At 65.0% G+C, this 25,299-nt stretch carries 19 protein-coding genes; 11 read left to right on the top strand and 8 right to left on the bottom strand.

The window, feature by feature from the left end:
* The first annotated feature begins 24 nt into the window (after positions 1-24).
* Positions 25-948: a CARDB domain-containing protein gene (locus KY501_RS17245; protein WP_224364261.1), complete on the top strand. Its 924-nt coding sequence runs from the start codon at positions 25-27 to the stop codon at positions 946-948.
* Positions 949-1,022: 74 nt separating this feature from the next.
* Here the strand turns inward: KY501_RS17245 and KY501_RS17240 are convergent, their stop codons facing one another.
* The gene (locus KY501_RS17240) at positions 1,023-5,066 is read right to left on the bottom strand and encodes an nSTAND1 domain-containing NTPase (RefSeq protein WP_224364259.1); all 4,044 of its coding nucleotides are present in this window, start codon (positions 5,064-5,066) and stop codon (positions 1,023-1,025) included.
* Between the two features lie 170 nt (positions 5,067-5,236).
* Between KY501_RS17240 and KY501_RS17235 the strand changes: the two genes are divergently transcribed.
* Positions 5,237-6,253: a CBASS cGAMP-activated phospholipase gene (locus KY501_RS17235; protein WP_224364257.1), complete on the top strand. Its 1,017-nt coding sequence runs from the start codon at positions 5,237-5,239 to the stop codon at positions 6,251-6,253.
* A gap of 102 nt (positions 6,254-6,355) precedes the next feature.
* Here KY501_RS17235 and KY501_RS17230 read toward each other — a convergent pair whose 3' ends face one another.
* Positions 6,356-8,632: a membrane dipeptidase gene (locus KY501_RS17230; protein ID WP_224364255.1), complete on the bottom strand. Its 2,277-nt coding sequence runs from the start codon at positions 8,630-8,632 to the stop codon at positions 6,356-6,358.
* 293 nt (positions 8,633-8,925) lie between these two features.
* On the opposite strand from KY501_RS17230, the gene KY501_RS17225 reads away from it, so the two are divergent.
* The 4 genes from KY501_RS17225 to KY501_RS17210 are packed head-to-tail and all read left to right on the top strand — an operon-like array spanning position 8,926 to position 14,162.
* Complete coding sequence (locus tag KY501_RS17225; protein ID WP_224364253.1) at positions 8,926-10,269, top strand: porin; 1,344 nt, start codon at positions 8,926-8,928, stop codon at positions 10,267-10,269.
* A gap of 36 nt (positions 10,270-10,305) precedes the next feature.
* Positions 10,306-11,589, top strand: coding sequence for an SH3 domain-containing protein (locus KY501_RS17220; RefSeq protein WP_224364251.1), 1,284 nt, complete (start codon positions 10,306-10,308; stop codon positions 11,587-11,589).
* A 17-nt stretch (positions 11,590-11,606) separates the two neighbouring features.
* Positions 11,607-13,826 carry a 3-hydroxybutyrate oligomer hydrolase family protein gene (locus tag KY501_RS17215; protein ID WP_224364248.1) on the top strand — a complete coding sequence of 740 codons (2,220 nt, stop codon included), beginning with the start codon at positions 11,607-11,609 and terminating at the stop codon, positions 13,824-13,826.
* Positions 13,827-13,832: 6 nt separating this feature from the next.
* Positions 13,833-14,162, top strand: coding sequence for a DHCW motif cupin fold protein (locus KY501_RS17210; RefSeq protein WP_224364246.1), 330 nt, complete (start codon positions 13,833-13,835; stop codon positions 14,160-14,162).
* 2 nt (positions 14,163-14,164) lie between these two features.
* On the opposite strand, the gene KY501_RS54305 is transcribed toward KY501_RS17210, so the two are convergent.
* On the bottom strand, positions 14,165-14,431 hold the full coding sequence (locus tag KY501_RS54305) for a GNAT family N-acetyltransferase (protein ID WP_373691614.1): 267 nt from the start codon (positions 14,429-14,431) through the stop codon (positions 14,165-14,167).
* Complete coding sequence (locus KY501_RS17200; RefSeq protein WP_224364360.1) at positions 14,349-14,834, bottom strand: hypothetical protein; 486 nt, start codon at positions 14,832-14,834, stop codon at positions 14,349-14,351. Before KY501_RS17200 ends, KY501_RS54305 begins: the two co-directional genes overlap by 83 nt.
* 286 nt (positions 14,835-15,120) lie before the next feature.
* Between KY501_RS17200 and KY501_RS17195 the strand changes: the two genes are divergently transcribed.
* Positions 15,121-15,531, top strand: a complete 411-nt coding sequence (locus KY501_RS17195) for a cupin domain-containing protein (protein ID WP_224364242.1) — start codon at positions 15,121-15,123, stop codon at positions 15,529-15,531.
* A 243-nt stretch (positions 15,532-15,774) separates the two neighbouring features.
* Here the strand turns inward: KY501_RS17195 and KY501_RS17190 are convergent, their stop codons facing one another.
* The gene (locus KY501_RS17190; RefSeq protein ID WP_224364241.1) at positions 15,775-17,313 is read right to left on the bottom strand and encodes an ankyrin repeat domain-containing protein; all 1,539 of its coding nucleotides are present in this window, start codon (positions 17,311-17,313) and stop codon (positions 15,775-15,777) included.
* Between the two features lie 332 nt (positions 17,314-17,645).
* On the opposite strand from KY501_RS17190, the gene KY501_RS17185 reads away from it, so the two are divergent.
* Positions 17,646-19,124 carry a right-handed parallel beta-helix repeat-containing protein gene (locus KY501_RS17185; RefSeq protein ID WP_224364240.1) on the top strand — a complete coding sequence of 493 codons (1,479 nt, stop codon included), beginning with the start codon at positions 17,646-17,648 and terminating at the stop codon, positions 19,122-19,124.
* Positions 19,125-19,142: 18 nt separating this feature from the next.
* On the opposite strand, the gene KY501_RS17180 is transcribed toward KY501_RS17185, so the two are convergent.
* Positions 19,143-20,108, bottom strand: coding sequence for a LysR family transcriptional regulator (locus KY501_RS17180; RefSeq protein ID WP_224364239.1), 966 nt, complete (start codon positions 20,106-20,108; stop codon positions 19,143-19,145).
* Between the two features lie 105 nt (positions 20,109-20,213).
* Between KY501_RS17180 and KY501_RS17175 the strand changes: the two genes are divergently transcribed.
* The 3 genes from KY501_RS17175 to KY501_RS17165 all read left to right on the top strand — a co-directional run bounded on the left by KY501_RS17175 (position 20,214) and on the right by KY501_RS17165 (position 23,463).
* Positions 20,214-21,083, top strand: a complete 870-nt coding sequence (locus KY501_RS17175; RefSeq protein WP_224364238.1) for an NmrA/HSCARG family protein — start codon at positions 20,214-20,216, stop codon at positions 21,081-21,083.
* 41 nt (positions 21,084-21,124) lie between these two features.
* Positions 21,125-21,598 carry an SRPBCC family protein gene (locus KY501_RS17170; RefSeq protein ID WP_224364237.1) on the top strand — a complete coding sequence of 158 codons (474 nt, stop codon included), beginning with the start codon at positions 21,125-21,127 and terminating at the stop codon, positions 21,596-21,598.
* A 137-nt stretch (positions 21,599-21,735) separates the two neighbouring features.
* The gene (locus tag KY501_RS17165; protein ID WP_224364236.1) at positions 21,736-23,463 is read left to right on the top strand and encodes a hypothetical protein; all 1,728 of its coding nucleotides are present in this window, start codon (positions 21,736-21,738) and stop codon (positions 23,461-23,463) included.
* On the opposite strand, the gene KY501_RS17160 is transcribed toward KY501_RS17165, so the two are convergent.
* Positions 23,415-24,776, bottom strand: a complete 1,362-nt coding sequence (locus KY501_RS17160; RefSeq protein WP_224364234.1) for a tyrosine-type recombinase/integrase — start codon at positions 24,774-24,776, stop codon at positions 23,415-23,417. The two genes, KY501_RS17165 and KY501_RS17160, sit on opposite strands and share 49 nt — an antisense overlap.
* Positions 24,776-25,279, bottom strand: coding sequence for a helix-turn-helix domain-containing protein (locus tag KY501_RS53925; protein ID WP_224364233.1), 504 nt, complete (start codon positions 25,277-25,279; stop codon positions 24,776-24,778). Before KY501_RS53925 ends, KY501_RS17160 begins: the two co-directional genes overlap by 1 nt.
* Between the last annotated feature and the right edge of the window lie 20 nt (positions 25,280-25,299).

Raw genomic sequence — 25,299 nt, 5'->3', positions numbered from 1 at the left:
GTATAGGGTTTGGAGCCCCTGAAAATGAAAGTCACTGCGCCGTTCCTGGTGCTGTTCCTCCTTGCAGCCAATTCAGCTCTGGCACAGGTCCAGATGAGCACCGTGAGCGTTCCCTCGACTGTGGCGAACCCGATCAGCAGCGGGTTCACCATCAACTACACCATGCTTGGGAGCAAGGTGGGGCTGGCGTCCGCCCAGGTCACCTTCTACATGTCGACCAGCCCGACGGGGAGCACGGGCGTCTATCAATTGGCCTCGTACCAGATCCTGCTCAACTCCAGCGGCTCCGGGCTCTATAGCCCGCCGCCGGGCACGCAGACGCGCTTCATCTCCGCGTCAGGCTTGCCGTCGAATACCTATTCGCTGTGGCAGGCCATCGCTGCGGCGTGCCAACCGACAACCTGGTACGTCCTGGGCCGGGTGGACTTTGGCAACATCGTCTCTTCCTCGACGTCCTCGATGGGCACCACCAAGCTGCCTGACTTCTACTTCACGGCGGGAACGATCAGCCCGACCTCGATCCAGCCGGGAGGCACCACCAACATCTCGTTCGACCTGTACACGCAATGTCCCGCGAGCAGCGGGTCGACGGTAGGGGTCTACCTGGCCGATGCCAGCTATTCGCCGCTGGCCTACATTGGTGGGATTTCCATTTCGGCGGGGGCGGGGACCTTCTCGCTTCCTCCCACGCCCATCACGTTCTCCTCCTCCATTACGCCGGGCAACTACACCATCCTGCTGATCGCGGATGAGGATGGCGTGGTCGCGGAGAGCAATGAGAGCAACAACGGTGGTGCCTTCAACCTGACTGTCACCACCCCGCTGGCGCCGCTCCGCGGCGAAGTGGGCGAGGAGAAGCTGAACACGGAGCTTCCGGTCGAGCTCTCTCCCTCGCTGTATAGCCCCAGGATGAGCGGGGCTGCCGACTACATCTTCCAGGGGATCTGATGTGAGGGGCCAGAGCGCTGTCCGTCCAGAGCCTCTTCAGGACGGCGCTCTGTCTCTCCTTTCCTTCTCAACAGCTACTCGGTGCGATGCATGGGACGAGCAACGGCAGAGGTGCTTCTCTCTTGAGGGCTGGAGAAGCAGGAGGCCCGCCGGGTGTGGAGATACTTCCAGCACTCCTCGGGGGTCAGGCTCCGTCCTGCATCCAGGCTCGCGAGCTGATCCTCGAAAGGTGCCCAGAGCCTTTCTGACCAGATATAGGCTGTGCCATCAGAGCCTGCGGTGACGATCTTCGTACCATCGGGACTGAAGCTGGCAGATATCACGGACCCCTGGTGCTCGAAGAGGACAGAGATGAGCCTGCCCGTGGTGACCTCCCAGAGGCGCGCCGTGCCATCAAAACCTGCAGTGACGATCTTCGTGCCATCGGGACTGAAGCTGGCAGACGCCAACATCCCTTTGTGTCCAGAGTGAATGGGGGTGGACTTGCCAGTGGCCACGTTCCAGAGGCGTGCCGTGCCCTCATCACCGGAGGTAACGATCTTCGTGTTGTCCGGGCTGAAGCTGGCGGAAGTCAACAGCCCTTCGTCTTCGGAGAGCACCGCCAGAGTCCTGCGGGTTGCCACGTCCCAGAGGCGTGCCGTGCCGTCGAAGCCAGCGGTCACAATCCTCGTCCCATCGGAGCTGAAGTTGGCGGAGAGCACGGGTCCCTGGTGTCCGAAGAAGACTGCCGTGGGTTGGCCCGTGGTCACGTCCCAGAGGCGCGTCGTGCCATCGGATCCCGCGGTGACGACCCTCGTGCCATCAGGGCTGAAGCTCGCAGACCATATCCACCCCTGGTGCCCGGAGAGGACAGCGAGAGGCCTGCGGGTAGCCGTGTGCCAGAGGCGCGCCGTACCGTCGTTTCCAGCGGTGACGATCTTCGTGCCATCGGGGCTGAAGCTGGCGGACATCACCGGCTCCTGATTCCCGGAGAATACGGCGAGGGACTGACCGGTGGCCGCGTCCCAGAGGCGTGCCGTGCCATCGTTTCCAGCGGTGACGAGCGTCGCGCCATCGGGGCTGAAACTGGCAGACATCAGCGTCCCGTCATGCCCTGAAAGGACCGTCATGGACTTGTCGGTGGCCACATCCCAGAGACGCGCCGTGCAATCGAAACCGGCTGTAACGATCGTTGTGCCATTAGGGCTGAAATGGGCGGACATCACTGGCCCCTGGTGCCCGGAAAGGACGGCGGTGGGCTGGCTGGTGGCCACGTCCCAGAGGCGCGCCATACCATCGTTTCCAGCCGTGACGACCTTCGTGCCATCGGGGCTGAAACTGGCCGACGCCACGAACCCTTGATGCTTGGAGAGGACGGCAGTGGATCGGCCGGTGGCTACATCCCAGAGGCGTGCCAGGCCATCGCTTCCAGCGGTGACGAGCGTCGCGCCATCGGGGCTGAAGCTGGCAGAATTCAATCTCACCCCTGCATGCCCGGAGATGACGGCAAAAGGCTTGCGGGTGGCCACGTCCCAGAGGCGCGCCGTGCCATCGGCACCCGCGGTGACGATCTTCATGCCATCGGAGCTGAAGTTGGCGGACAACACCGGCCCCCGATGCCCGGAGAGAACGGCGGTGGACTGCCCTGTGGCCACGTCCCAGAGGCGCGCCGTACCGTCGTTTCCTGCGGTGACGATTTTCGTGCCATCGGGGCTGAAGCTGGCGGATACCACCGCCCCCTGATGCCCGGAGAGAACGGTGGTGGGCTGGTCCGTGGCCACGTCCCAGAGCAGTGCCGTGCCGTCACTTCCTGCGGTGACGACCTTCGTGCCATCAGGACTGAAATCGGCGGACATCACCGTCCCGTCATGCTTGGAGAGGACAGCGATGGACTGGCCGGTGGCCATGTCCCAGAGGCGGGCCGTGCCGTCGTCACTGGAGGTGACGATCGTCGTGCCATCAGGGCTGAAGCTGGCGGAGGTCATGCCCAATTTGTGCCCTCGCAGAATCATCCTGCCGGGTTTGCTCCGCCATGCAGCCAATGCTTCAGCAACTTGATCAGTCATGGCCAGGCGCCCGGCTTGCTGGGTGAGCAGGAGGCTGAGCTGTGGGTCGTTCTCGAGGTTCTCCAGTGCGTTCAATGTCAGCTCGCGTGACAACGCCAGCCTCTGCTGATGCCGGGCCATGCCCAGGAAGATGAGGATGCCCGTAGAGGCCAGGAGGAGCACCACCACCAGCATCCGCAGGCGCTGGGTCGCCCTCCGGGCCGCGCGGGCCCTCTCCGATTCGGTTCTCGTGAGCTGCCGCGCGCGCTCCAGCTCCTCATGGAAACGGTGCTTCTCCGATCGCTTCTGCTCGTCCCGGTGTTCCAGGCTCGCAACCAGGAAGTCATGCTCCCGCTGGTTCAACCTCGCAGGTTTCCGCGAGGTGAGTTCCAGGGCGAAGAGTTCCTCGGCCTCCAGCAGCCGGGAGCCGGTGTACAGGTAGCTGGTATCTCGCCGGTGCGTCGCCCATTCGTTGGCCGCTTCCGTCAAGCGCTGGTGGATCTGGAACTCCCGACGGTTCACGCGCACCCAGCTTCGCAGCGTGTTCCACTCCAGAATGAGCACCTCGTGCGCCACCTCCACCGTTTTTTCGCCAGCGACGAGCAACCGTGCCTTGGGCCCTGAAAGTACCCGCAGCACATGCTCCACCTGCTCGGGAGCGGTCCCCGGAAAGACCAGCTCGCCCCGAGCGATACGCCGGCTCGTGTCAGGCGTGCCCTCGCCCAGCGCCGTCAGCCGGAGGAAGATCTTGCGCGCAAGGTCCTGTTCCTCGGGCCGCAGCGTCTCATAGGTGGATTGCGCACGCCGCTGGAGCGCTCCGGTCACTCCTCCGCTCGCCTCATATGCGGACAGCGTCAGCCAGACCCCGTTGCGCGCTCGCCATAGCTCGTAGAGGGCATGTTCCAGCAGTGGCAGGGTCCCCAGTCCATGGACCAGGTCCTTGAGGATGGCGCTCACCAGTCCTTTTTCCAGGAAGGCCCCCACCACTTGAGCCGGACAGACGATGGCATCCCGCAGCGCCTCATCTCCCATGGTGCCCAGCAGCACCTGATGGTCTTGCAGGAGTTCTCGGAGGGGCGGTAGTGCCAGACACCGCTCGAAGAAGTCCGCGCGCAGGGTGATCAGGATGCGCAGCATGCCGCAGCCCTGCTCCACTGCGTCTCGCAGGTTGGCGAGGAATGCCGCCGCTCCCTTCGAGGGCATCCCAGCCTCCCCATAGGTGAAGAGCTCCTCGAACTGGTCTACCACGAGCACAAAGGGCCCCGGTTGATCGGCCGTCAGTGTGGCCACCGCCGTCCTGAAGCCCTTCGCCGAAGAGGTCATCTGATGGACGAGCCACTCCGCGGTGGCCAACCGGCTCTCGGGGGGAGCCCTCGTGGCGAGCTGATTCGCCAGTGCCCGCAGCGGCCGGTCTCCCGGAGTCATCCTCCGGATCCAGAGCCGAGGACTGAATCCCGATCCGGGTCGCTCCAGCCGGGGCAGGACTCCGCTCAGCACGAGCGAGGACTTGCCTACCCCCGAAGCCCCCACCACCGCGACAAAGGGGTTTTGGCCGAGCTTGTCGAGCACCGTCTGGATTTCGCGCTCGCGACCAAAGAAGAAGCGGGCATGCTCGCTCTCGAAGGGGAGCAGGCCCCGGTAGGGCGCCGGCTCGTCCGGGAGTTGGTAGGTATCGTGCTCGGGGGCCTGGCCTTGGATGCCGGCGACCAATCGCTTGAATGCCACGGTGTCATCCAGGCCGTTGCGGAAGTCGACCCAGGTGCGCTGAGCCAGGAATCCTGTCACATCTTCGCGCCGGGCCCCGGGGAGCAGGACGGGGATGACCCGATACTCGTCCCTTGTCCGCACAGCACTGGCAAGGGCCAATCGCATCTCCTCATGGCTCCAGGGACTTAAACCCTGGGGGCCGAAGAAGACGGCCACCGACTGGCTCTCCGTGAGCGCATCCTCCAAGCTGGGCTGCCACGCTTCGCCCGGTACCAGTGACCACTTGTCGAGGAAGGGCTGGAGCTTCGTCTCAGACTTCAGCTTCCAGGCGAGCGCTTCGACGACAGGCTTGTCCTGGCTGCTATGGCAAAGGAATACATCGAACATCGTCCCTCCGGGGCCCCTGTCCGCATCCTGGCCGTCTCACGGAGAGAACTCATTGGCAGGGGTGCGACAGTTCAGGCGACGCTCCTCCCCTCAATCCCATGGGAGGTCTTCAGGGACAATCTTCCTCTAGAAGAGAGGCGTCTGATGCTCGCACGCGCAGGGGGCACGCGATGAATCGTTTCCGCATCCTGAGTCTTGATGGAGGAGGAATCCGAGGAGCGTTTTCGGCTTCTGTGTTGACCGTTCTTGAGAGGGAGATAGGTCATGCTCTGGTGGACCACTTTGATCTCATCACCGGCACGTCGACTGGTGGGATCATCGCTCTGGGCCTCGCGCTAGGCCTGCCGGCGGCGACCATTCGTGACTTCTACCGGGAAAAGGGACTCGACATCTTTCCGGGCACGGGGCTCGTGCAGCGCACGCGCGACAAGGTCCGGCAACTGTTCGCGCCGAAGCGGTCACAAGAGATGCTCGCGGCTGCGCTGCGCTCGGTATTCAAGAACATGTGGCTCGGCGAGGCGCGCTGCCTCCTGGTCATCCCCACATATGACGCCATCGGTGGTCGCATCTACCTGCTCAAGACCGCTCACAATGAGCGTCTCACCAGCGACTATCAGGCGAGCGCGGTGGAGTGTGCCCTGGCTACCTCAGCGGCCCCCACGTACTTCCCTCCTTGCACTTTTGCCGAGCACCCGGGCTCCAGCTACATCGATGGCGGTGTATGGGCCAACTGCCCCGTCATGGTGGGCTTGGTCGAGGCGGTGCACTTCCTTGGGATTCCGGTGGATCAGATCGATGTGCTCAGCGTCGGGACCCTCGGGGAGCCGTTCAGCGTTTCGCCGCGCCGCCGCCGTGCCGGCGTCATCGGCTGGAGCACTTCGCTCATCGAGCTCCTGATGCGGGGGCAATCGGAGGCGGCGCTGGCCCAGGCGCAATTGCTGACGGGATGCAGAGTGCATCGCATTGATCAGGTGGTCAGTCCCGGACGATTCTCTCTCGATGACGCACGGACGATCGACGATCTCATCGCGCTCGGAGATGGCGAGGCACGGAAGGTGTCGCATCTGTCCGAGGTGAAGCGGCGCTTCCTCAATGGCATCCGGGTCGAGCCATTCGTTCCATCGCGCCAGCTCGAGGTGCCGGCCGTACGAACCGTCCTCGAGCCGTCAACGCTGGGATTGCATTGAGCCCCCAAAAACTCCACGGCAGGGTGAGCTTCCAACTTCGGCTCTGCCATCGCTTGGGGGAGCCCAGGCCTTCCTGGGCTCCCAGGATTTCGTTGCCTGGAGCTACGGCACGGTGGGGCCCTTGGCCTCAGCGCGCTCCCAGACCTGGATGTACCCTTCGGCTGAGTTCATCAGGGGATCCAGGTCCTGGCTGCGCAGTCCCTGGCGGTGCAGGTCTGCGATGAGGTCCGGGAGCATGCCGACGTGCGCAAGACCATCCTCGTTGATGTCGAAGGTCTTGCTGCCCACCACACTGCGCTCCAGCTTCGTGGGGCTGTTCTCCACCGCGATGCTCAGCGGGTAGCGCGTGCGGGCCACCTGCTGGGCGGAGCTGCCGCCGTGGCATGCCTCGCCGCCGAAACGCGGGCCCGGCAGGCCTGCCAGGCCGTTGAAGTCCGTGCCCAAGCCCACCGCCATCCCACTCTGCTGCTGCGTCAGATAGAGATACGCCTGCGCCCAGCTCTGCGAGGTGTTGCCGCACTGGTGCTCCACCACCGGCTGGCCCGTGCCGCGCCAGGTGGGCACCTCGTCTCGCGAGCCCTGCTCCACGATGAGCGACACCATGCCTCCCACGTTGCGGATGCGCTGGACCTGCGCGGCCTTGAGGCTGCCCTCGTGACGCTTGCCGGCGCGAGCCGTGTCAAACAGCGTGGTGTGGCCGCTCACCACCGGATAGCCGTAGGGCTCCACCATCCCCAGCGTGTCGTCGAAAGCCAGCTTCGACATGTGGTCGATGTCGATGATCATCTTCCGGCGCATCATTCCTCGCACCAGCGTGCGGCCCAGGCTCGTGAGCCCCTGCGCGCCGCAGATGGGAGCCTTGGTGACGTCCCGCTTGTACTCGTAGCCCTCCTGAGAGCAGTCACGCGAGTCGCCTTCGGTGATGAGGTTGATGAGCGCCGAGCCGCCGAAGGCGTTCTGCTTGAAGTGGACGGGGAAGAAGTGGCGCAGGCCCAGCGACTGGTAGTAGTCCAACCGCGACTCCACATACGCGGCCGTGCACGAGCCGTTGCGGCGGCAGTCGAAGAGGTAGTCCACCTCCGCGCCCAGCACCACCGCCAACTTGCCCTGGGCAATGACGGCGCGAGCCTCCGCGGGCGACTTCACGATGCGGTACCAGCCCAGCCCCGTGCCGCCAGCCTTCGAGTCGATGTAGCTCTGCATGTTGTAGGCCTCGGCGATCTGCAGATCCACCGCCTCCATGTCCTCGCCCGTGCGGCCCGGCGCCTTCTCCGCGTAGATGGGGAAGCCGAGCAGGTCCTGGTTGTTGACGGCCAGCATCACCATCAGCCGCAGGCCGCCTTGCACGGCGCGGTAGAGCCAGTCCTCATACATGGACTGGTGTGTGTAGCTGTTCCAGCGCGGCCAGCCGTCGTACTGCGGGTAGCCGCCCACCAGGTGTCCCGCGCCACCGGTGCCGTAGCCGAGGGTGGCCATGATGCTGCCGAAGGAGTCTCGCGTGCCCCCAGGCCCGTGGACGCTGTCGCACCAGGGCAGCGCGGTGGACAGGGGACCGTAGGCCTTGCCGAAGAAGGCCTTGCCTCCGAAGGCCAGGTTGGCGAACTGGTGCGAGTGCAGATCCGCGAAGCCCTTCGCGGGGGCCTTGCAGTAACAGGTGACGGCGGTGTCTCCCTGGTCCGCGGCCACATCATCGCAGGACAGACAGGAGCCCGCGTGCGGGCCGCTGGTGACCTGACCCTTCACGCACGCGCCACGCTGGCCCCAACTGGAGTCACGGTTGGCGCAGAAGGCATCGCAGCTCACCGCGCCGGTGTTGCCTGTCTTGGTGAAAGTGCCCGTGGGTGGAGTGGCGGTGCACTCCGTCACCGGGTTGCATGTGGTGTCATTCACCTCGAACTCGCCCCACATGCCGGAAGTGCCCTTGTTCACGCAGCGGGTGGGGCGCAGGAAGGCATAGCCTCCCACGGTGGCGCCGGTGGCCTGGCACGCGGTCTCCCAGGAGGTGTTGGGCGGCACGTTCAGCAGTTGCGCCGAGTATTGGCGCCGGCCCGAGTCCGTGCACCGATCCTTCTGGAGGGTGCCCCAATTGGGCTTGCAGCTCGTGTCCGTGACATCGAACTGGCCCCACATGTTGGTGCCGGTGTTCACGCAGCGGTTGGGCTTCGCATACGCGCGCCCGTCGATGGTGGCGCCCGTGTTCGCGCAGGTGGTCTCCCACGAGACGCCCGAGGGAATGCCCCAGAGGATGGCGGACTTCTGGCGCAGGCCCAGGCCCGTGCACGCATCGGTCTGGAAGGTGCCCCAGTAGGGAGCGGCGATCGCGGGGGAAGCGGTACACAGCATCCACCCCAACAGGGTGAATCGAAGCAGGTTTGTCATGTGTGGTGACTCCGAGGCAGGCGGGAGCGGGGCTCCAGGTCGACTTCTAGCCTCCACCCTGGCGGGCGTAACTGAGGGGAAGCCGAAAGAACTGCCCGCATCCGTGATAGCGGATGCTTTCGCCATTGCTCCCCCAGGGAGCGTCCGTTATATTGGACGGCCGAATGATGAAGGCCTGTCGCCGCTGTTGTCGCTCCTCTGCGTGTCATCCGTGAGCCGCCGCTCCACCACGAATCCCGTGCCAGAGCAGCCAGCAGCCCCCCTCGCATCAGCCATGCTCTGAGAAATTTCTCATGCCTTCACATGTCGCCTTGCGCCTCGCGCGCGCTTTCAACCTGTTCTTCGCATTGTGGCTGGGATTCGGGACCGTTGCCTGGGCCCAGGAGGCTGCCGTGCCTCCGGCGGACTCGAAGCCGGGTGAGCCCTCGGTACCGGCCACCGAGTCCGTGACGCCGCCCGCGCCGCCCGCGCCGCCGGAGGTACCGCCCCCCGCGAGCGCTCCTGCCTCTCCGGCCCCTGCCAATCCACCGCCCACCGTCACCGCGGAGCCTGGGAAGGGCATCGTGGTGAAGACCGCGGACGGAAAGTACTCCTTGGGAGTCCGGGCGCGAATCCAGCTCCGGGAGACGTACGTCCACTTCGGCGACAGTGACACCAGCGAGATCAACGTCCGGACGCTGCGCCTCTCCGTGGCCGGAAATGTCCTGTCGCCGGATATCCGCTACACCGTTCAGTTGGCCTTCGGCGGCAACGACTTCGAGACGGGCAGCAGCTCGCCTATCTTCGACGCCTACGTGGATTACACCCGCTACCGGGATCTGAACATCCGCGTCGGGCAGTTCTTCGTGCCCTTCGATCGGGCCCGCACCATCCGCGAGTTCGCGCTGCAGTTCGTCGACCGGCAACTGGCGGTGCGCGAACTCAACCTCGATCGCGACGTGGGCATCATGCTCTCGTCCAACAACCTCTTCGGGCTCCACGAGCTGCTCGGCTATCAGTTCTTCCTCGGGGGCGGGGATGGGCGCAACCGGTTCACGGCGTATGCCGCTGGACCCATCACCACACTTCGGCTCACGCTGCGGCCCTTCGGCGCGTTCGACGACGATCAAGAGGGAGACTTGACCCGTGGGACCAAGCCTCGGCTGGCTCTGGGCGTGGCGGGTGCCTACAACTACCGGACCTCGCGCAGCCAGAGCACGTTTGGAACGGCCTTCACCGCTGGAACGGTCAACTACACGCACCTCGCCGCGGATGTGGTGTTCAAGTACCGAGGCTTCTCCCTGTTGGCCGAGGGCCTGTGGCGGAAGGCCAGCAAGGACGTGCTGGAGAAGCAGACCAACACAACCGTCACGCGCGAGCCGACCCGCTCGGGCCATGGCTACTTCGTGCAGGCCGGTCTGCTGTTGAACTCCCAGTTGGAGGTGACCGCGCGCTGGGACAAGCTCTTCTCCCGGGGCGCCACGGACCCGCAGTTGGTGCAGCTCGCGCAGACGCAAGGCAAGCAGCTCGGAGGTGGCCTCAACCTCTACTTGAATGGTCACGCCTTCAAGGTGCAAGCCGACTACTTCTACATCTTCGGATCCATCGGCGGCGATCCGCGGCACCAGGCCCGTCTCCAGTTCGACGCCTCCTTCTGAGCGGAAGTCCTTTCCGGTTGTGCCATGCTCCAGGGCATGGGCGAATCAGCAACACGCGGCGCAGGTAAGACCCTCGTCCTCATCCTGGTGGTGGGCGCCGGTGTCCTGGGGCTCGTTGTGGGAGCGAGATGGTTCTCCCAGGGTCCGGCGTCTGGAGATGCATCCGCCAGCAAGCCTGGAGCCAGTTCCCCTCCTGACACCCGGGAGCGGGTGTTCATCTCCGGGTCGCTCGTCAACCTTCGGGAGTCGGCCTCCGCGACCGCCAACGTGCTCGGGAAGGCGCCCATGGGCACCGAGTGCGTCGTCGAGGAGAAGGCGAGCTCCGGCTGGTGGCGCATCGGCTGCGGTGACAGCCACGGCTGGGCGAAGTCGGAGCTGCTGTCCGCCGATCGCCCCACCGTCGAGCCGTTGCTGGCGACGGCCGAGGACCCGAAGCAGCCTCTGAAGAATCGCTTTGACGCGGCGCTGCGAGCCACGGCGCTCGAGCCTGGGCACGCGGGAGCCAGGACTCTGCTCTGGAACCTGTTCGCGGAGCAGGAGCGGGTTCAGCTCGAAAAACTGCTCGCCGGAAAAAGAGAAGCACTCCCCCAGGTGCGCCTCTCCGCGGGGTGCGAAGGCGAGAGCTCGACGGAGACCTGCCTCAAGAAAGCGCTCGAGGTCGGGCCATCAGGTCCCTGGCATCACGTCGATATCCGCAATGTGGAGAGCGTGGGGAAGAACCTGTTCGTGAGCGCAGAGCTCGACAGGAGTCAGCCTCCGCAGCTCTGGGTTCGAGCGGGAACGATCGAGGGGGATGCCAAGGCGTTCGACATCCAGGTCTTCTTACAGAGCCGGTATGCCCCTTCCGACACCTTGAAGGGCGCACTGGAGAAGCTCCCAGATGCCCACCCGGCGAAGACGTCGGAGCGGCTCTCGAAGTTCCAAGCGGTGCTCACACCGGGAGAGGTGCTGATGGCCCGGCAGTTGCTGGGCACCTGGACCCAGCTGACGCGAAAGTCGCAAGAGCTCGTCATCCAGCACTCTTGCGGTGGGAGCCCGAGGCAGGTCCGGGTCGACGAAACCGATGGGCGAGTGCGGATCCACCTCGAGTTCGGCCAGGACGAAAACGACTACGACGTGGCAAGCATCGAGATGGACCACGGCACGACCCTCTTCCGGATGTTGATGGGTGGGACGCTCAAGCATGCGCTCTCGCGCGAGGACAAGCGTTTGGCGACCTGGGTCTACTCGGAATCCGACTCGTTCCAGGGGCTCTTCGTGCACTCCTCGCAGGAGGATGAGTTCCCTGTGGTGCAGCCCGAGAGCTGTGACGACCTGTAATTTCCAAAGGAAAGCCAATGAGAAGGAAGCTTCTTGCCGTCATCATGAGCGCGGCCTGGGGATTGGGCTCCACGGCGTGTGACGAGTCCGAGCCCGAGCCTCAGCCTCCTCCCACGAGCGTGCTTCCGAGCTTCATCGTGCCGGGCAGTGAGCTCACCCAGGAATATCCCGGCACCGACGGGGACAATCAGCCCGACCTGCTCACCTCGGGGCTTGGCGCGAACGGGATCGCCGGAGCGGCTCCTGGCTACGCGGATCCCAATCATCCCACCTGGCGGGAGCTTCGCGCCAACACCGTCTACAACAACTACCGAGGCCTCGTGGACATCACGAGCGGTGGAGGGTACGGCCGCCTCTTCGGGCCCAATGTCACGCCGGATGGCAGCGCCACTTCCCTGCCGGGGAAGATTCCTGGCATGGAGTATCTCGCCTTCGCCAGTGAGGAAGGGGGCCAACGGGTAGGGCTCATGGTGCAGGTGCCCCGCTCGTTCGATGCGCAGCGGCCCTGTATCGTCGCGGCGCCTAGCTCCGGCTCGCGCGGTCTCTACGGCGCCATTGGCACCGCGGGTGACTGGGGACTGAAGCGGGGCTGTGCCGTCGCCTATACCGACAAGGGGGGCGGCACGGGGTACCAGGACCTGGAGACGAATACCGGATACGGTCTGGATGGCTTGACCCGCGATCTGAAGACGCAAGCTTCCGAGGCCACCTTCCAGGTGGCGCTCTCGGAGGAGAAGCGGCTCGCGTACAACTCCACCTTACCGAACCGGATCGCCACCCAGCACGCCCACTCCCGGCAGAACCCCCAGGCTTCCTGGGGCAGGCATGTCCTGCAGTCCGTCGAGTACGCGCTCCATGTGCTGAACCGGCAGTTCAACGCCCCGCTGCCGGATGGAGCCATTCCCGCCACCTTCACGGCGGAGAACACGCTCGTCATCGCCACGAGTGTCTCCAACGGCGGAGGAGCCAGCCTCCGGGCTGCGGAGGCAGACACCTCGGGGTTGATTGACGGCGTGGTCGCGGGCGAGCCCAACGTGCAGCCCGTCTTCGACGCCAGCCTTCGCCTTCGCCAGGGCTCGGGGACGGAGTTCCAGGAGCACAGCCGGAGCCTGTTGGAACTCGCCAGTCTGGTGAGCCTGTATCAACCCTGTGCGAGCCGCGCGGCTGCGCTGGCGGCCTCGGCTCCATTGAACTCCGTGAGTCAGCAGGCCGGTGAGGCGAGGTGCCAGTCCCTGGTCGAGCTGGGGTTGTTGCCGGGCCTCACGGGCAGCAGCACGGTCGAGGAGCGGGCCCAGGCGGCCCAGGTACGTATCAACGCAGCGGGCATCCTCCCCGAGCAGAACGTGCTCCAGCCCGCGCACTACGCGCTGCTCGTGCCCCAGGGCATCCTCGTCACCTATGCGAACCAGTTTGGCCGCTTCGGAGTGGAGGACAATCTGTGTGGCTTCAGCTTCGCCTCCACGGATGCCACCACGGGCCAGCCCGTGGCGACCTCTGCTTCACGGCTCGCGTCGCTCGCCGCGCTCAGCAACGGGCAACCGGCGAACGCGGGTATCAACCTCGTCTACAACCTGGGCGCCAACGGCCCGGTGGCTGACAACACCGCCAACCTGGTGACTTCCCGCATCACCAGCCGCAATGACCTGAACCTCGATGGAGCGCTCTGTTGGCGGGCTCTCGCCACGGGAGTGAATCCGCTGGACGGCGTGCCCCTGTCCACCCAGCCCGCGACGCTGGGCGCGTATACCGTCACGCGAGCTCAGTACGAGGCGGTTCAGGCTGGTATCTCCCAGACGCTCTCCACGGGGGACCTGCACGGCAAGCCGGCCATCATCGTCACGGGCCGCAGCGATGGTTTCCTCCCTCTGAATCACGCCTCGCGGCCGTACTACGCGCTGAACCAGAAGCTCGAGGGGACGGGGAGCCAGCTTCGCTATTACGAGGTGACGAATGCCCACCACCTCGACTCGCTGAATGCCAACACGGGGTTCGACTCGCGCTTCATTCCGCTGGACTACTACTACTTCCGCGCGCTGGACCTGATGTTCGCGCGGCTCCAGGGAGGCGGCGAGCTGCCTCCGAGCCAGGTAGTCCACACCACGCCGCGTCGCATCAACTCCAGCACGGGCAAGCCCGAGGACCTCACGGTCCAGGCGAACCTGCCCGCGCTCTCGGCTCAGCCCGCGGCCGGGGATGTCCTCTCCTTCAATAACGGCCTCCTGACCATCCCGGAATAGCCACTCATGAAAATCGCGAACATTCCTTTCTTCACAACGGACTGGAGCACGATCCAGCCAACGGAGCATCCGGGGGTATCAGGGAAGGCGCTCTGGCGGACGCTCCAGGCGGGAGACATCCGGGTCCGGCTCGTTGAGTACACTCCCGGGTACGTCTCGGACCACTGGTGCAGCCGCGGACATATCTTGCTCGTGCTCGAGGGGACGCTGCACACAGAGCTGAAGGATGGCCGGCGTTTCGAACTCGGACCGATGATGAGCTACCAGGTCTCCGATGACGACGGGGCCCACCGCTCGTCGACCGAGACAGGGGCCAGGCTTTTCATCGTGGACTGACGTCACCGCGGACGTGTTCCACCGGGGCCGAGATGGAGCTGTCCGACGCGCACTGCGGTACGGCGCATTGCGCATCGGCGCTCCCCGGGCAGGCCCTTCAGGACCTCATCCCGCAGGATGGCGGACAGGCGCTCACCGATCGCGGCGCCCTCCAGCGTCTCGAAGCCGAGGCGGGCGTAGAAGGGCTCATTCCAGGGGACCCCCCGGAAGGTCGTCAGAGTCAGGGCTGCAAGCCCTTCCCGCCGGCTGTATGCCGCCGCCTCCTCCATCAACTGCCGGCCGACGCCTCGGCCCTGATGGCTCGCATACCAGGCTGGCAGTGGGGACCCTGAACGTCATGAGATTGTGTGCGCGGCCCCAGGAGTCTTCTTTCTCCTCCAGGAGGTGGCGGTCGGACTCGTACCAGTGCGCGTACAGCCACTCCATGAGTTCCGGAGGTTGAGGTGCGAGGTCCGTCGCGGTGAGGATGGAAACCCGTTCGTCAGGGGATAGCCGAAGGAGTGCCTCCTTCATGGCTGCTCCGAAGTCCTCGAGCTTCGCGCAGAGAAGGAGATATTCCAGAGGGAGGCCAGGGTCGTCGAGTTCGTGGATCTGGACGAGTTCCAGACTCGAGAGCCGCAGCAGCTCTGCGTCTCCGAAGATGCCGAGTAACCCGACGATCCGGCACCGCAAGCCGAGAAGAAGTCTTCCAGGGATTCCGTCCTGGGGCTCAAGGGGTCATCGTGGCAGGCCGTGAGGTGGAGGGGCGTCCATCCCGTCGCGGGGGCATTCTGGAACTCCGGAGCTGAAGTTGCCTGGGTTCTGATTCGCAGTCGAGCGCAGAGTGGCGGAGATGCGGCTGTGATCTCGCCAGCTCGAGCTGCCGGCCGTGCCACGCCATCCCTAGCTTCCATTGGGAGCGGCGAGCGGATCGCGGCGACGTGCCGTGACCTGCCCGTCGACGATGGAGGTGGGTGTCATGAGCAAGTTGATGGTCAAGAAGTTCTCGAGCCCCGATGAGCGGCGGCCCTTCGTCTCACATGGGCATGCCGACATCCTCCGGTTCGATGAAGATGTGATTGGACTGGCGGTTTTCGAGCCAGGGTGGAAGTGGTCAAAGGATGTCCAGCCCCTTGCTGGGACGCAGAGCTGCATGTCTGCTCATCTCTGTTACTGCCTGTCTGGGAGGATGACCGTGGTGATGGATGACGGCGTCCGCGCAGAGGTGGGACCCGGGGAGATGGTCGCCATCCCGGCGGGACATGATGCATGGGTGGTAGGCAACGAGCCGTGCGTCATGTTGGACGTAGCGGGGATGGGGGACTACGCGCAGGCACATGCGCCCGCTCGGCAGAGCGCACCGGAACAGGGTGTCCCGCGGATGCACTGACGGCGGATGTGGTCCCCGGGCAGCAGACCGACCTTGGCGATCGGGTCATCCCCTCGCGATGGACTTCCTTCCTGAGCTAGGGGAACTGCTGCTCCAGCCTGTGCCACCGCGCCCGGACCCACTGACGGAGGTACTCGATCTCCTCCTCATGGGTAGTCATGGCCTGCGAGGATCGTCCAGAGGCGAACTCCGGAGAACGAGCAGGCGATCGGGTCCTCGGTACGCTGGTGGAGAGCTGGACTCCTAGTCGCTGTCGAGCTCGATACTCCCGTCCTCCAGGCCCTCCAGATACTCCCCGAAGAAGTCTTCCAGGGATTCGGCCCTGGGGCTCAAGGGGCCATCGTGCATCTCCCATTTTATCACCTGCCCCAATTGCCCCTCGGGGCCGGGCGCGAGATCCACGCAGTACAGGTTGCCCCCACTGTCCTGCGCGAGCGGAACCCAGCCGGAGTGCCACCAGGTCCATGCCACTTCTTCCTGCGACTCGGACAGCTCGTGGGGTTCGGTGTCCGCGAACGTGCCTTTCTCACGGAGCTCCTCGAGTCCCTTCCATCGCTCCAGGATCCGGCGCACGGGCAGCACTTCGTACTCGGAGATGGACATGGGAACTTCCCCGGGCGGTGAGCCCCCTCCGAACCGCAGCAGGAACGCGCGGAAGTCCAAGGGGAGTTCGGCCCCGAGGGCCTTCTCCAAGGTGGAGATCTCCTCCGGCTTCGCGGGGCGGGTCTGCTCGACGCTCTTTGCGTATGCCGCGTTGTTCTTCGCGTACCACGCCCCGATGCGCTTCCAGAGTCTCTCCATGCGCTCGGCCGCGGCCTGCTCCGGCGTGGGGCTCCCCGCGGCGAGCAGGCGCTTCACCACCTTCTTGTGGTTACGGCTGCTCGCCAGGTCGATGGCGCAGTAGCCACCCGCATTCGGGGTCTTCACGTCCGCTCCGGCCTGGAGGAGCAGCTCCGTGAACTTCACGTCCTCGATGCAGGCCGCGAGGTGGAGGGGCGCCCATCCCGTCGCGTTGGGCTTGTTCGGATTCGCACCTCCACGGAGGAGCGCATCCACCACCTTGGGGGAGGGATCGCCGTAGACCTCGTCCAGGTGCAGTGCCATCGTCAGCACGGTGTTGCCCTGGTCATATGTGGCGGCCTGGTTGACGTCGGCCCCCTTGGCGATGAGCCGCTCCACGAGACGAACGTTCCCGTCCTTGACGGCGTTCATCAACGCCGACGCCCCCTCGGCGTCCACGGCATTCACCTGGGCGCCATGCTCCAGGAGCAGCTCGGTCAGCTCCGGTTGCTCCGTGTAGCCAACGGCGAGCATCAGCGGCGTCTCCCCTCGGCCGTTGGGGAGGTTCGGGTTCGCGCCCGCCTGGAGCAGCGTCTTCAGGATCTCTGCGGAGGGCTCCTCGTTGTTCTCCTGGTTCAGGAGGTCGGTGAGGATCGTGGGGCGATCCTCGTCGTCCCACTGGTGGTTGACGTTGGCGCCCTTGGCGATGAGCAGCTTTACCCGCTCCACGGCGTCGCCGTCCGTGCGCGCGGTGGCGAAGCTCAGGGCGATCGCCGAATCCGAGTCGAGCCCATCCACCTCCGCTCCCGCGTCGAGCAGCAGCTGGATGATCTCGGGGCTCGTGTCGGAGGCGGCGTGGTGGAGCGCCATGTAGCCGTCCTTGTCGCGAGCGTTGGGGTTGGCTCCGGCCGCCAGGTGTTTGGCCACCGCCTTGGCGTCCGAGTCCTTGACGGCGGAGAACAGCTCGGTGTCCAGCTTCGACAGCTTGTTCTTGGGAGGCATTCCGGATCTCCTGCGCGGAGTTCACCCGGATTCCCCTTCGCAGTCGAGCGCGGAGTGAGGCTCGAGGCTTTGGGCCCGGGACGCGGAAACCGTCATTCATGGGTTTTCCCCAGTGCGCTGGTGGGGAGCTGCACTCTTTTTCACGGCAGCTTCAGCCGAGCCCATCGACGACCACGGTCGCGTTTCCGCCGGGTGAATCCCAATGCTGAAGTTCGGCCAGAGCCCCTCTCCGCCCGTCAGCGCTCGCGGCTTCTCTCGTAGCAGTTGGACCGTGAGAAGCGGCGACGCTTGCGTAGAATGGTGGCCTCTCCGCAGCACAGAGGTCCATCTCGATGCTCAAGCCCGTTGCGCTCCTGCTGCTTCTCGCCTCCCCAGCGCTGGCCCGGCAGGTGAATGTCTCCTCGGTGTCCCAGCTCCAGTCAGCCCTCGCGGGCGCGCAAGCCGGGGATGAAATCATCCTCGCGGACGGCACCTATGCGGTGAACGCCAACTTGAGCTGCTCGACGAATGGGACGGCTCAGGCTCCCATCGTCGTGCGCGCTCAGAACCGGCTGGGCGCGATCATCCGCTTCAATGCGGTGGAGGGCTTCAAGGTCTCCGGTGCCTATTGGAGCTTCGATGGGCTCGACATCCAAGGCGTCTGCGCGGATGACAACAACTGCGAGCACGCCTTCCACGTCACGGGTCACGCTGAGCACTTCGTCCTGCGCAACAACCGGGTGCGCGACTTCAATGCGCAGCTCAAGGTGAATGCCTCCCAGAACGGAAGCACGTGGGAGATTCCCCACGGGGGGCTCATCGAGCGCAACGAGCTGGCCGACACCCGCCCTCGAGCGACTTCGAATCCGGTGACGAAGCTCAACATCGACACGGGTGACAACTGGATCGTCCGCGACAACCTCATCCACGACTTCCACAAGAACGGTGGGGACTCCGTTTCCTATGGTGCGTTCATGAAGAGCGGCGGCAACAACGGCGTGTTCGAGCGCAACCTTGTGTTGTGCACCCGGGATGTGGCCACTGGCGGCACACGCATCGGGCTTTCCTTCGGGGGTGGCGGGACGGGCAATGCCTTCTGCGCACCGGAATTCAATGCCAATGTGGCGTGCGACCCCGAGCACAGCGGCGGCACGATTCGCAACAACGTCATCGCCAACTGCTCGGACGTGGGCATCTACCTGAACAAGGCCCGCGCCACGCAGGTGCTCTTCAATACCCTCATCTCCACTTCAGGCGTGGACTTCCGCTTTCCTTCCAGCACGGGCTCCGCGCATGGCAACGTGCTGGCGGGGAACCTGCGCGGCCGGGAGGGCGGCACGTTCGATGCCGGCACCAACCTGCTCAATGTGAGCTCGGCCAGCTTCTCTGGCTGGTACCAGGAGCCTCTGAAGGGAAACCTCACGATTCGAGGGGACGTGTCCCCTTTGATTGGCGCCGCGGCGGCCCGCGCGCAGGTGGTGGACGACTTCTGCGGCCGGGCCCGTCCGGCCTCGGGCGCGTACACGCTGGGGGCCCTGGAGCACTCGCTCGGGGACTGCTCGGGCTGGCCCAGCGATGGGGGCAGTGCGTCTCCCGACGCTGGGATCAGCGACGGGGGCACGGATGGGGGCACGGACGGGGGCATCCTTTCGCCCGTGGACGCGGGAGTGGGCAACGACGGAGGCTCGGGCGCGGAAAGTCCTTCGGATGAGGAGGATGCCGGTGGCTGCGGCTGCTCCACGAGCAGGGGGATGAATGCCTCATTCCTGCTCATGGCTCTGGGGCTGCTTGTCGCTCTCTCCAGCCGTCGGAGCTCTCTTGGCCCGAAGTAGTGCAGGAGAGCGCTGGCGTCATTTATTTCTTCGAAGACTGGCGGCCCCCTCTTTTCGAGAGGGGCGCACTCGAGCCGGTGCTCGAACCTGGGTGGCCCCGATATAGGCCGCCAGTTCGTCAGGCTTCCCTTGGGGAAAGGCTTCCTTCAAATAGTCGAGAAAGGCGGATACACGCGCGCTCAGCAGCCGCCGCGACGGGTAGAGCGTCCATAGGGTGATTTCTGGCCCCTCTACATCGCCCCAATGCACCAGCGTTCCAGCGGCCAGATCGTGACTGACAAGTGAAATGGGAAGGCGTCCGGCGCCCACGCCCGCTCGGACAGCATCGCGGACCATGATGAGCGACGAAAGGCGAAGGACTGGATCGACCGCGATGCGTGAGCTTCCGGTGGGCGTCACAACATTCCAGGCTGCAAGACGGTCGCCCGCGCCTCGTACTACAGCCGGAACAGCGAGATTGTCCGTCGGCCGAACAATGCTTGGACTCGCGACGACTACCAGTTGATCGCGCAGAAAAATGCGTCCGACAAGGCGCTCATCCGGCTCCGGATTGACGCGAATGACCAGGTCATAACCTTCCTCAATCATGTCGACGGTCCGATCTTCCGTCGTGATCTCGAGCCGGACCTCCGGATATTTCAGCGCGAACCCGGCCGCGAGCTTACCCATCGCGGTCTGAGAGAAGAGCAAGGGCGCGCTGATCCTCAACGTGCCTCGTGGCTTGTCTCCACCTGAGGCGATCGCTGCCGCAGTCTCGTCGAGCTCGGTCAGCAATGCCCCCGTTCGCTCGAAGAGCGCCCGTCCTTCCTCGGTGAGCTTCAGCGTGCGCGCTCCGCGTTCGAACAGACGCAGGTCGAGGGTGGCCTCCAGCTCCGACACCCGGCGGGACAGGGTTGCCTTAGGGCGCCCCGCGGCGCGTGCGGCTCGTCCAAAGCCTCCGTGTCGGGCGACGAGATTGAAATCAGCGAGAGCCAGCAGATCCATGAGTGTTCCACCAGTGAGACGGTCTGTCCAAATGTAACGTCTATCGGTACGAACCTGGAACAGTAAGTTACGGGGTGTCTCTTGACCCAAACCGGAGTGATCCCCATGACCATCCTCGTTACCGGCGCGACCGGCACAGTCGGCCGCCAGGTTGTCGAACAACTCACGAAGCGCCGCGCGGATGTGCGCGCCCTCGTCCGCGATCCCGCCAAGGCTCACTTCCCGGAGGGCGTCGCCGTAGCGCAGGGCGACCTGCTCGACATCGACTCGCTGCGGAGTGCTTTCTCGGGCGTCTCCACACTCTTTCTGCTCAACGCCGTGGTGCCTGACGAATTCACCCAGGCCCTTATCGCGCTCAACCTCGCCCGCGCGGCCGGGATCGAGCGGATCGTCTACCTGTCGGTGATCCACAGCGACCTCTACGTGAACGTGCCGCACTTCGCGGGCAAGTTCGCCGTCGAGCGCATGATCGAGCAGATGGGCCTCAACGCCACCATCCTGCGTCCCGCGTACTTCATGAACAACGATCTCACGATCAAGGACGTGGTGACCGGATACGGCGTCTACCCGATGCCGATCGGCGGCAAGGGCCTCGCGATGATCGACGCGCGCGACATCGGGGAGATCGCGGCCATCGAGCTGATCCGCCGAGAGCGGGCGGCCGCCCCGCTTCCCCTCGACCGGATCAACCTCGTCGGCCCCGACACGCTGACCGGTGCGGATGTCGCAGCCATCTGGACGGAGGTCCTGGGGCGCCCGATCGCCTATCCGGGCGATGACACCGCCGGGTTCGAGCAGAACCTCCGGCGGTTCATGCCGAGCTGGATGGCGTTCGACATGCGCCTGATGAGCGAGCGCTTCCTCACCGAGGGAATGCTCCCCGAGGCCGGCGACGTCGCGCGTCTCACCACGCTCCTGGGGCGCCCCCTGCGCTCCTACCGCGACTTCGCCGCCGAGATCGCGACCTCGGCCTGACGGTCGAGCGACACCCAACACTCACGAGAAGGAACACCATCATGATCTATTCGTCCGCCATCGTCCCGGTGAACCCGGAAGGCGAGACCCCGCTGACCCGCGCCCAGGCATGGGAGGGCCTGGTCCTCAAGGCCCGCGACGCCCGCCTGTTCCTCCCGCCCGGCCTCTGCACCCGTTGCGACGTCGTCGAGGAGAGCGCTTCGCACATCGTGCGTGAAGCCACGATTGCAGGAGCCGATCTGCGCGAGATCATCACGTTCGAGCCGCAGAACAAGGTCACTTTCTTCCAGGCCACCGGTCCGCGCGAGGGCGCGATCATCAACGAGTTGTTCGAGGGCGCCGACGGCACGCTCCATCTCCGCTTCTACTGCTACCTCGGCCTGCGCGGCAAAGCGCCGAACGGCCCCGAGGAGCGGGCCGAGCAGGAGTGGATGAGCGGCGACAAGGGCTACAAGAGCGCCTTGTTGTCGACGCTGAAGCGGACGCGCGAACTGCTCGCGGAGGGACGGCTCTGATTACCACGAGAGACATCCACCCCGGGGCTGCCTCTGAGGAGGCGTCCCGCCTTCCGAGGTAGCTACTCTGTGGTCCGGGCTACCTGGCTGGCTACGCGCCAAGCCGACGGACGCCTGGGAAGCCTGAAGGGCCGGCGATGAAGCGAGAAGCGGATGGGGTCGTGTCGGTCACATCCGACAGGACCGCCATCGACCTCATCAAGGATTCGGGGAGCCGGGGGCGCGGGGAGGACAATATGAGCGTCGTCGTGAAGAAGGCTGTGTCAAAGCGGCTCCTTCGTCTCGGTGCCTGCGGCTGCGCGGTACTCCTCGCCTCGCTCCTCGCCACATCCCAGGCCGCGGCCGAGCCGCCCGATGCCAGGATGTCGCTCATCCGTGGCACGCTCCTCATCGGCAAGTTCCGTACGCAGCGCGAATTGAACGCGATGTCGTGGGAGGACCAGCGCAACACGCTCATCACCGAGCTCGTCGCACGCACGCGCGACGATGTCCGTTTCTATCAGGGGCTGAACGATACGGACCTTGCGGGAGCCGGATCGCTCCTTGTGTATTTGCGCGAGACGTCAAGCCGGACCGATGACCAGATCAAGACGATGAGCGCCGACGACATGCGCAACACGGTCATTGTCGAGGTCGGCGTTCAGACGGGCCGCGGAAGAGATCTGCAGGCCCTCAGCAACCTGCAGCTCATCCACCTCGTGATGGGTCCCGAGCGCTCGTTCATCCGGGGCGTGCTGTTGGTGGGAAGGTTCCGCACTCAGCGGGAGCTCAACGCCATGTCGGGAGAGGATCAGCGCAACACGTTGATCACCGAGCTGGTGGGTCGAACGCGTGACAACCTTGCCTTCTACCAGGGACTCAACGACAGGGACCTGGCGGGCACCGGAGCGCTGCTCGTCTATCTTCGTGGAACGGGAAGCCGCACCGACGAGCAGATCAAGACGATGAGCGCTGACGATATGCGCAACACCGTCATCGTCGAGATGCACGAGCAGGTCCACCGTACCGACCTGCAGGGCCTCACGAACATGCAGTTGGCGCTGACCGCCCTCGGTTCGCATGAAGTCCGCAGCCCCGACAACCTTCCCGAGCTTCAACGACCGGGACAGCACACACTGGTCCTGCGGGCCGACCGGGTCTTCACCTGGCACACCGTCCGGCGCTTCAGCGACGTGCCCGTCCTCGGCCCCTTCATTGGCCGCGGTATTGATTGTTCCCACGGCTGGCTTCCGCAAGGGCTCGCGGTGGGGAGCGGCGAATCGCTTATCGCCGTTGCCGGTTGGGGGCAGGTGGAAGGCAATGGACACCCGGGTGCCTCCACCGATCCATGCATGTCCTGGGTCTCCCAACTGACGCTCAACTTCGACACCCGGCCGTTCGACACCCTTCCCAGGAAGACGCTCGATCGCGCCGTTCTCGCCTATCGCGAGCAGGCCGCTTCGGAATGTGTCGCCCTGGTCTACACACAGGGCGGATTCCTGGTCGACCCGCTCCCGTGCTGGACGGACGGAGACGCGAATCCGGAGTTCAAGCCCAACGGCTGCCTCTCGCTTCGGGTGCCGAACGAAGACTGGGTGCGGAGTCCTCCCAACCGTGCGATCGGATGGTTCGACTCCACTTTCGGCGTTGGCAAGAGCGGGCCGTCGTCCTGGGACGTGACCGGCCTGTTCCGCGGCCGCCACATGCCCGGCCTGGGTCAGCCGGACATGGGGGTTGGATACATGTTGACCGGAGATCCACTGACCGTCGGCAACCTGAGCGCGGAAGACAACACGAGATGCACGTCCGCCTTGTCCGATATCCGGCTCGAGGTGACCTACACCGTCCCGCCCATCCCGGCCGAGTACGACGTGGACGTGCATTGACGTCGACGGCTTCCCCCCGGCTTCCGCCTGCCCGAGAATCCGCCTCCCGGCGGCGGGTTCGATTCCCGCCGCCTCCATTCCAGCAGGGCCCCCAAGTTCCTGAAACTTGGGGGCTTTTTTGTACCCGCCGGGAACGTAGTATTGCCGTAGTACTCAGCGGTGGCTTGCACCGTGGATTCCTCCCTGACGGGGAGTTGGATCCGCAGCTTTGCTATCTCCTCGCAGAGGGCTTCCCAGGGGAACGTGGTGTAGTCCTCCATGATTTCCTTTGGGGGGCCGTGGGTAATCCACCGCAGAATGTCCTTCCGTGCTCCGTCAGCTCGGGCCAGGGAAATCAAGGTGCGGCGAGCATCATGGGTTCGTCGAGGGCGCAGGCCGAGTTCCCGGCAGTCCTGATGGAGCTGCTTCAGAACCTGCCTGCCTCTGCGGTAGCCTCCTTCTCTGGCAGGGATGATCAGATCCTCCTCAGTGGGAGGACGGCCCATCACCCGCTCCCAGCCCTCCGCTCGCCACACCGCCAGCACCTTGGCCAGGATGAGGTGGACGGGAACCAGGCGCGGGTTCTCTTTCTTCGTCCCCTTCTCGGCCTTCATCTTCTCGTTGAAGCTCTTCGCCACGGCGAGACGACCCAGAGGACGAGCCTCTTGCTCGTAGCGACTCCAGCGCAGAGCTCCGGCCTCGCCAATGCGCGTACCCGCCAGGAAGACGATGGCATACAAGATGCGCCTGTCCTCTGGGACTCGCTTGTCTGAGATGAGCGCCACCACTTCCTCCCTGGAGTAGACTGCGGTGGCTCGCCAGAGGGGATCCTTGTCTCTCTTTTCCGGGAGCTCTTGGCGCCGCGTTTTAAGGGTGCAAGGGGACTGCTCCAGCAGTTCCTCTGTCACCGCATCAGCGAACATGACACGTAGCACGCCGTACACGTGAAGCTGAGTGCGTGGGGCGAGCTTGCCGCTCTTCTTCAGGGCCCGCATGACGTCGCGCACGTGGCGCGGGCGCACCGCGCTCAACTCCAACTGACCGAGCTTCGGGAGCGCATGGCGCAAGCGCCCCTCGTCATCATCTGCGGAGGCGATGCCTCGCTCCCTACGCTCTTGGAGCCACTTGTCCGCGTACCGCTCGACGGTAATGGGACCGGAAGGGGCCAGGCCGCTCTCCTTCTCAGCCGCCACCTTGCGCTCGACGGCCTGTAGAAGCTTACGAGCCACGGCCTCGTCCTCGCTCTTCGAGGAGACGCAGCGCTGCTTCCCAGCGGCATCGATGAAGGCCACCCACCAGTACGCCGAATCTTTGCGACGATAGAGTGAACCCATTACCGCCTCCCCCGGAAAACGCGTTCAGCCATCCGCTCGATCTCCGCGCTCGTGGTCCCCTGAGAGTGCTGGCGCGCCATCAGCTCCTGCAACTCGCGGCGGTTGACGCGCACCCCTCGGCCCTCTCCGTAGCGCCTGAGGGTTCCGGCCTTGAGCCACTCTCGAATCTTGGTGACGCCGTAGCCTGCGAGGGCTGCAGCCTGGGCAATGGTGAGCATCTCCCCTGCGATGGGAGCAACCGCCTGGATCTCCTCGCGGATAAGCTGCCGGATTGTCAGCACCAGTTCCTCTCGATGGGTTGCGGCGCCTGAGTTGCTCGCTGCGTCTTGGCGTTCTCTCGGGTCTCTGTTGTCTCTCGCTGTTGATTCACTTCTCATGGATGCATCCTCTGAACGCATTTTCAGTTGAGATGGTGACACATGGCTCGCCACGTTGTCACCGCTTCCGCGGGTGGCCTGCTCCATCACTGAGCACGACTCACCCGCGGAGAGCACCTTCACCACGCCGACCCTCCACGCCCCGG

The sequence above is a fragment of the Hyalangium versicolor genome, assembly GCF_020103695.1.
In the GTDB taxonomy this organism is placed as follows: Bacteria; Myxococcota; Myxococcia; order Myxococcales; family Myxococcaceae; genus Hyalangium; species Hyalangium versicolor.
The sequence above is the reverse complement of the archived record's forward strand: the minus strand, read 5'-3'. Positions and strand labels throughout refer to the sequence as shown.

Excerpts from the sequence above, each read along its gene's own strand:
- KY501_RS17220 (WP_224364251.1), top strand. The coding sequence starts at position 10,306 with ATGGGCGAATCAGCAACACGCGGCGCAGGTAAGACCCTCGTCCTCATC.
- KY501_RS17240 (WP_224364259.1), bottom strand. The coding sequence starts at position 5,066 with ATGTTCGATGTATTCCTTTGCCATAGCAGCCAGGACAAGCCTGTCGTC.
- KY501_RS17245 (WP_224364261.1), top strand. The coding sequence starts at position 25 with ATGAAAGTCACTGCGCCGTTCCTGGTGCTGTTCCTCCTTGCAGCCAAT.
- KY501_RS17215 (WP_224364248.1), top strand. The coding sequence starts at position 11,607 with ATGAGAAGGAAGCTTCTTGCCGTCATCATGAGCGCGGCCTGGGGATTG.
- KY501_RS17160 (WP_224364234.1), bottom strand. The coding sequence starts at position 24,776 with ATGGGTTCACTCTATCGTCGCAAAGATTCGGCGTACTGGTGGGTGGCC.
- KY501_RS17175 (WP_224364238.1), top strand. The coding sequence starts at position 20,214 with ATGACCATCCTCGTTACCGGCGCGACCGGCACAGTCGGCCGCCAGGTT.
- KY501_RS54305 (WP_373691614.1), bottom strand. The coding sequence starts at position 14,431 with ATGGAGGAGGCGGCGGCATACAGCCGGCGGGAAGGGCTTGCAGCCCTG.
- KY501_RS17195 (WP_224364242.1), top strand. The coding sequence starts at position 15,121 with ATGAGCAAGTTGATGGTCAAGAAGTTCTCGAGCCCCGATGAGCGGCGG.
- KY501_RS17210 (WP_224364246.1), top strand. The coding sequence starts at position 13,833 with ATGAAAATCGCGAACATTCCTTTCTTCACAACGGACTGGAGCACGATC.
- KY501_RS17190 (WP_224364241.1), bottom strand. The coding sequence starts at position 17,313 with ATGCCTCCCAAGAACAAGCTGTCGAAGCTGGACACCGAGCTGTTCTCC.
- KY501_RS17230 (WP_224364255.1), bottom strand. The coding sequence starts at position 8,632 with ATGACAAACCTGCTTCGATTCACCCTGTTGGGGTGGATGCTGTGTACC.
- KY501_RS17180 (WP_224364239.1), bottom strand. The coding sequence starts at position 20,108 with ATGGATCTGCTGGCTCTCGCTGATTTCAATCTCGTCGCCCGACACGGA.
- KY501_RS17170 (WP_224364237.1), top strand. The coding sequence starts at position 21,125 with ATGATCTATTCGTCCGCCATCGTCCCGGTGAACCCGGAAGGCGAGACC.
- KY501_RS17165 (WP_224364236.1), top strand. The coding sequence starts at position 21,736 with ATGAAGCGAGAAGCGGATGGGGTCGTGTCGGTCACATCCGACAGGACC.
- KY501_RS17185 (WP_224364240.1), top strand. The coding sequence starts at position 17,646 with ATGCTCAAGCCCGTTGCGCTCCTGCTGCTTCTCGCCTCCCCAGCGCTG.
- KY501_RS17235 (WP_224364257.1), top strand. The coding sequence starts at position 5,237 with ATGAATCGTTTCCGCATCCTGAGTCTTGATGGAGGAGGAATCCGAGGA.
- KY501_RS17225 (WP_224364253.1), top strand. The coding sequence starts at position 8,926 with ATGCCTTCACATGTCGCCTTGCGCCTCGCGCGCGCTTTCAACCTGTTC.